Origin of the sequence: Nostoc sp. (assembly GCF_036916575.1) — a bacterium.
In the GTDB taxonomy this organism is placed as follows: Bacteria; Cyanobacteriota; Cyanobacteriia; order Cyanobacteriales; family Nostocaceae; genus Nostoc.
On record NZ_JBALGC010000132.1, the window covers coordinates 22,726 to 29,308 of the forward strand.

At 43.4% G+C, this 6,583-nt stretch carries 5 protein-coding genes; 2 read left to right on the forward strand and 3 right to left on the reverse strand.

The window, feature by feature from the left end; all coding sequences use genetic code 11:
• Positions 1–114: 114 nt before the first annotated feature.
• Positions 115–2,028: a transketolase C-terminal domain-containing protein gene (locus tag V7L29_RS29220; RefSeq protein ID WP_334737677.1), complete on the reverse strand. Its 1,914-nt coding sequence runs from the start codon at positions 2,026–2,028 to the stop codon at positions 115–117.
• Positions 2,029–2,363: 335 nt separating this feature from the next.
• Here V7L29_RS29220 and V7L29_RS29225 point away from each other — a divergent pair, with 335 nt between their 5' ends.
• On the forward strand, positions 2,364–3,173 hold the full coding sequence (locus V7L29_RS29225; RefSeq protein WP_334737678.1) for a DeoR/GlpR family DNA-binding transcription regulator: 810 nt from the start codon (positions 2,364–2,366) through the stop codon (positions 3,171–3,173).
• 124 nt (positions 3,174–3,297) lie between these two features.
• Here V7L29_RS29225 and dprA read toward each other — a convergent pair whose 3' ends face one another.
• Positions 3,298–4,437, reverse strand: a complete 1,140-nt coding sequence (gene dprA / locus V7L29_RS29230) for a DNA-processing protein DprA (protein WP_334690879.1) — start codon at positions 4,435–4,437, stop codon at positions 3,298–3,300.
• A gap of 350 nt (positions 4,438–4,787) precedes the next feature.
• Positions 4,788–4,964, reverse strand: a complete 177-nt coding sequence (locus V7L29_RS29235; protein ID WP_334737679.1) for a hypothetical protein — start codon at positions 4,962–4,964, stop codon at positions 4,788–4,790.
• 13 nt (positions 4,965–4,977) lie between these two features.
• Here V7L29_RS29235 and V7L29_RS29240 point away from each other — a divergent pair, with 13 nt between their 5' ends.
• Positions 4,978–6,162, forward strand: a complete 1,185-nt coding sequence (locus tag V7L29_RS29240) for an alpha/beta hydrolase (RefSeq protein WP_334737680.1) — start codon at positions 4,978–4,980, stop codon at positions 6,160–6,162.
• Positions 6,163–6,583: the final 421 nt, after the last annotated feature.

The window sequence follows — 6,583 nt, forward strand, 5'->3', positions numbered from 1 at the left end:
TTCCAGTTTTTGAGCAATTACAACAAAGAATACTGTTGGTGTGAGGGTGTAGGGGAGGGAAACCTTACACCCTTATACTTAGTCTCAACAGACAATCTTTGTGCGTAAGTTCTGTTATTTAACTAAGTCTTTAACCTTGTTTATTATACTTACTGGATCGATGCCTTGATGTGGATACTGTTCCCATAAACCGCCGCAACCTTCTTTATGAGTACCAAGGTGAGCGTATTTAGGAGTAAACCCGCGCTCTAACAGCCAGGAACCAAAACGGCTACCTAATCCGGTTCGACGATTGAATGCTTCTACCACAAGGACGAAAGGAGCTTTACCGATTTTTGCGATCGCTTCTTCATCAATAGCATTCAAGGTTGGTTTATTAATCAAACCTACATCCAGCCCTTCCTGTTTGAGACGTTCCACTGCATCGACGGCACGGTATAGAGCATCACCAAAACTGATGATATAACCTTGCGTCCCTTCTCGAATCACCTCATCTTTCCCAGGAACAAATTTATAGTCACCACCAAAGAAGTCGTTACCGTTGCTGTCAAGAATATTCGGCACTTTAGAACGAGTGGAGAAAATGAACCGCAGTCCCGGCTCAAAAAACACAGCTTCTACACAAGCTTTCATCTGATTAGTATCTGCGGGAAAGAACAGCTGTGTTGCTTGGCCATCATCCAAGCCGTTGTCAGCAAACATGTTATTTATACCAAAATGACAGGTGTTATCTGCCATGTCATCGATACCTGCGTGGGAAAAGTGGCAAAGAACATTCGAGTAGTTCAGCCGTGCCATTGTGATTTCTGAGATGCACATTTCTAAGAAAGCGCTGAAAGTTGCAAAAATCCCTTGCTTTCCTTCCTCCATGCCAAACCCAGCAGCAGCAGAAAAGTTGCCCCGCTCCATAATTCCAGAGGAAATAAAAATTTCCGGGTATGTATCGTGAATTTTCTTGAGTCCGCAGGAACCTTCTAAATCGCTGTCGATGACCTTGACGCTTTGCTTGCGGTCTTCTTCACTCATCCGGCTTAAGACATCAACCACTGCTTCACCAAATACATTGCGGTTAGCGCCCCATTTATCGCCAGAACCAACAAAAGTATAGCTTTGTTTGGGTTTTTCAATGTTTTTCAGACATTCAACAGCAGCTGTATGTCCGCGCGATTCGAGATATTTAATCGCCAAATCTACCGAGATGACATCGTGACCGTGAATTGAGCCTTCTAATCCTTCAATACCAGGACACATGGGGCGTTTGTTGACCAGAGCAATCGGCCCAGGGGTATTTACTGCTTCGCTCATGCGACGGTATAAATCGTCTAAGTCTTCCCCGTCTCCTTCTAGTATTTTTAATCCATGACCTTCTAAGGTTTTGGCGACTGTGAAACCAGGTAGATATTTGGATGGATGTCCGGCGATGGTGACATCGTTATCATCAATAATTAACTTGACATTGAGATGTTGAGCAACAGCCAAGCGGGCAGCTTCCGCGTCGTTGCCTTCTTGCTGCGAGCCATCAGAACCAAGACAGAAAACTACCTTGCCGGGATTTGCTAAGACCACACCATTAACGTAAGGCCATATATGCCCCAGTCGTCCAGTACTAAACTTCACACCAGGAGTTAGTTTTAGTTCGGGATGTCCTGGTAAGGCAAAGTGTGCCTCACGATAGTGTAGGAGTTGCTCGGCATCTAACTCACCTTGTAGGGTTGCCATCAAGTACTGGGTTGCAGCTCTATGTCCCGCTTCATCAAAGAAGATCGGCACAAATTTATCGGCTGCTCCCCGGAAAAATGCGTCGAGAATCATCACTTCTGGTACTGTGTCGTAAGGGCCACCAGTGTGACCGCCTACTCCTCTGGCAGCACCAGTGGCTGTAAACAGGATGATCGCATCGCGGCACAGTTGAATGTTTCCTCTGAGAATTTCTTTTTGTTCATCTGTAAGAGTTGCATTTGTGGGATTGAGAGCCAGAGGTTTATAAGCACCGAGATTAATGGGAAATTGCGTATTAGTAAGTGTCATGTTTTATGCCTTTAATTGGAAATGTTGATTGATAAATGATCACGGATGATTGATGACTATCAACAATCTTCGTCAGCGTTCGTGCAAATGAAATGTGTTTTTGCCTAAGTTGTTCCATCCTTTTTATTAGCGAGTGGTCTACGAGGAATTATGTAGCTTAGAGGCTTCCGTTACTACGAGGGATCGGCTAAAATTGTTGAACTCTCCTGATGCACAAATATGCTTGAATTTATTTGAACCCAAGGAAAAATATGTAACAATCCGCATGGCTATAAGTATAAACTCACAAACGTGCAATTTCAAGGGCAAATATGCAATTTCCAGAAAAATTTTCTATGCTAACGGCAGAGCGACGACAATTCATCTTAGAAATTCTGCGTCGTGATAAAAAGGTGCTGTCATCGGAACTCAGTGCTGTGCTAAAGGTTTCTGAGGATACGATTCGTCGGGATTTGCGGGAATTAGCCGAATCTGGTTTTTTGCAGCGCGTTCATGGAGGAGCGCTTTTGGCTTCCCCGGCGATCGCCAGTTATGCAGATCGGCAAAAACAAGCACCAAAAGAGAAAGAAGCGATCGCTCGTGCAGCTGCAAAATTGATTTGTACCGGGCAAGTAGTAATTTTAAATGGCGGTACGACAACTCTCCAAGTAGCCCATCATTTACCCTTGGATTTACAAGCGACAATCGTCACAAATAGTCCTCCAATTGCCATTGCCTTAGCAGAGCATCCTCACATTCAAGTTGTGATGTTGGGCGGACAACTCTACAAAAAAGCTTTGGTAAACGTCGGTGCAGCCACAATTGAGGCATTACGGATGATTCGTGCAGATTTGTGCATGTTGGGCGTATGTAGTCTGCATCCAGAAGTTGGTATTAGCGTGCCGAATTTAGAAGAAGCCTATGTTAAACGAGCAATGATTGCTGGAGCAGCGGAAGTAGTTGGATTAGCGACAGCAGAAAAGTTAGACACAGCTGCTCCTTATGTAGTCGAGTCGATTCATGCATTAACTTATCTGGTAACTGCACCAACAGTATCCAATAAGATATTAACTGCTTATAAAGCTTTGGGTTTAACGATCGTCCAGGATGAATCCAGTGATAGTACTTATCCTGGTTGTGTCACTCTCCGGGAGGGGAATCTCTAGAAGCTTTATCAGTCAATCAATACAAGCTATCCTATTACAAAAACTTGGCTAATCCCATAAATCTCAGGGTTAAATCGCTAAAAACAAAGTGAAAAAGCTCAATTATGCTCTTCTATTTTAACTCTTAACTTTTTTGATACCGCATTCCTGGCAGCTGCGAAACGAAACCCATAAGTTCCAACTCTAACAAGGCACCGGAAACTGAGCCAGCAGTCATGCCGGTTTGTTGGACAACAAAATCGAAGGGTAAAGCATCACTAGCGATCGCTTCCGGTACGCCTGCGGCGAACGCATTCATTACCGTTTGCAATTCTGGCGACAAAGTTGGCATTAACTGTTCTAGTGCTGTGGAAGCCTCGACTCGATCAATTTGTGGTATTGCTCCCAGCATTGTTAACAGTTCATCTAATTCCTTAAGAATGAAAGTTGCTCCCTGACTTAGTAACTTTAAACACCCTTGGGATGGATGATCGTCCAGTCTCCCAGGTAATGCATAGACATCTCTGCCAAATTCATTTGCGTAGGTAGCAGTAATTAAGGCACCGGATTTTATCGGCGCTTCCATTACGAGGATGGCGCGGCTTAAACCTGCAATAATTCGGTTACGGCGGGGAAAGTGGGTGCGATCAGGTGGGGTTTTTGTAGGGTACTCACTCATGACTAACCCAGCCGTCAAAATTTGCTTGTACAAATCCCGATTTTTATGTGGATAGATGACATCTACACCAGTCCCCAAAACTGCGATCGTGCGTCCACCTGCTTTCATCGCAGCGATGTGGCTTTCTGTGTCAATTCCCTCTGCCATACCAGAAACAACTGTAAAACCATTTTTAGCCAAAGCTGTACTAATTTGGCGAGTCCAACGGATACCGTATTCTGAGGGTTGGCGTGTTCCGACAATCCCAACCAGCGGTTTTTGTCCGAGATTTTCTTGGAGTTCGACTTCACCGCGATAGTATAAAATCGGCGGCGGACTTGGAGTTTCCAGCAGTAACCGGGGATAATCTGCATCTGCTGGTGTCCAGAAATGGGAATTTTCCTGCTGGTGCTTGGTGAATAGTTGTTCTGGGTGCAAACGCGATCGCTGTTGTACTACTTTTTCTAATGTCTGAAAACCAAAACCCTCTACTTCTGCCAACTGTACCTTAGTAGCGTTCCAAGCTGTTGCCAACGTGCCAAAATGCTGTTGCAGTCGTCGCAGTAATACTGGGCCAATCCCAGAAATTTGTGTCCAAGCTAGCCAATATGCACCTTCTTCTACCACGGTTCCATCCTCATACCTACTGGATTGAGTATTCCCAAATTAGGTTTGGCTGTTGATATAAAAGGGGAGTGAGGACAATACCGTTCGGTTAATATGTTTGTCTGTTGCAGATTCCCCCAACCCCAATACGCTTGGGTTAAGAATTTCTTCCTTCTCTTTGCGTCCTTTGCGTCCTTGGCGGTTCGTTATAAAAATTGACTTGAAGAAAGAGTTTTAGCCTTAACCCAAGCGTATTGCCCCCAATCCCCCTTAAAAAGGCTTGCTTCCTGTTTACCCCCTTTTTAAGTGGATCGCCACAGGCGGAGGGATCTTAACCGAATCGTATTGGGGAGTGAGGGAGATGGGGAAGATTAGGAAGATAAAGGAGTTTCTTGAAATATAAAGGTTGAGTCTTTGAGGGTGGAAGTTGAGCCTTTGAAGGTAGAAGTTGAGCCTTTGAGGGTGGAAGTTGAGCCTTTGAGGGTGGAAGTTGAGCCTTTAACTATTAAATATTGACTCTTGACTCTTGACTCTTGACTCTTGACCATTGACTATTGACTATTGACTATTTCACTATCTTCCGTGATGAAATATTTCTACCGTCTTTTAATATGCCTATCTGGGTGCTTAATATTTTTACTGCTGCATAGTGGCTTTGGTTTGTTGCCGAGTTTGGCCGCCGAAAAGATTGTTGTCAGGTACGGATTGTTTGAGCAATCGCTCCCGGTGGCAGATATACGCAATTATGCCGAGACGCAAAAGGTTTCTACCGATTTGCAATCTTTCTTAGGTTACCTCAGCGCTAAGGATAAACAGAAGTTCCAAGATGCTCTTCAGGTGAAAATGTCTCTTGATATTGCGGCTTTAGATAAACTGATAAATACAGGAATAGGCAAGCAAATTTTATCTTTTGCTTCCCAAGCAACAGTCTTTCCGACACGCTCTGCGATCGCCCGTCGTAATCAAGGCAGTATACAAGCCCTACGAGCTGCCATTATCTTAGGAGCAAAATCACCAGAAGGTTTAGGAATAACCAGCTTTCTAGAAGCGTATCCCAGTAATCAACTAGTCTTTGACGTATCAAAAATTTCCAAGCTAGTCAGCATGGCCAATTTTTCTTCTGGTTCTGCTAATGCGCTGCCGAAAGACGACGTAAGTTCTTCACCTTTAGGAAAAATTGCACTGCAATATCAGATACTCGCCGCCCAAGATAAACAATTCTCAGGTTGCTTATTTGGCGATTCTATTTCGGCTGAACTTGGTAATACTCTTGGGAATGGTACTTTTAATTTTGGGTTAAATGGTCTGAGTACAATCTCATTAGTGGAACAACTTAAAAGTTTAATTCCTACTAAGGTAAAATGCGAAAAAGCGATTATTGCCATAGGTGGAAATGATGCTTGGTATGGAATTAGTGATGAGTTATTTACTAAAAATCTGCAAGAGGCGATCGCACTTGTCCGCACAATCGGAACTAAAGAGCTTTTTCTAATTCCGGCTTTTTATTCAACAGTTGCAGCAAGCTTAGATCCAACTGTAGCAGCCCCACTTTCTAGAGTTGAACAAGTTAATGCTCTGATTAATCAAGTTGCTGAAACAGAAAAAGTGCCAGTTGCAGCAGCAGGATTAGCACCTTTGTATGAGAATAATGTTCTTAAACAGAATTTAACGAGTGATGGTGACCATTTAAATGCAGAGGGTCTAAAAATTTATCGAGAAGCATTATTACAAATTCTGGGTAAGTAATATGATGTCCATTAAATTGCCCATAGTAAAAGCACCCCAAAAAGGCAAAGCTAAACTTTTGCTTCCCTTAGAGCAAGCTGTTAGGGGGTGGGGTTTTTCTTAATTATGGTTAATTGAACGGACATCATACTAATACAATACCTTTTTACAAAAATAGCGCTTCTCGTACCCTGTCTTAAACCGCTACGTGTCTAGGAATAAGGTACAAGCTAGGGGTGCATAGCTGTAATTGGTGTCAACTTAAGGTATTTAGATAAGCATAAAATTGAGTTAGCTCAAATGGTAGAAAAATATCCAGATGCAACTTTATCTGAACCCAAGTGAATATTCAGGGTTAGCGCATCTCAAAGCCTATTGACAAGCGGACTTGCCTGATCAGCAATAAGGTTTGAAACAAAGTGGCGCTATCAGAGCTAGGGTA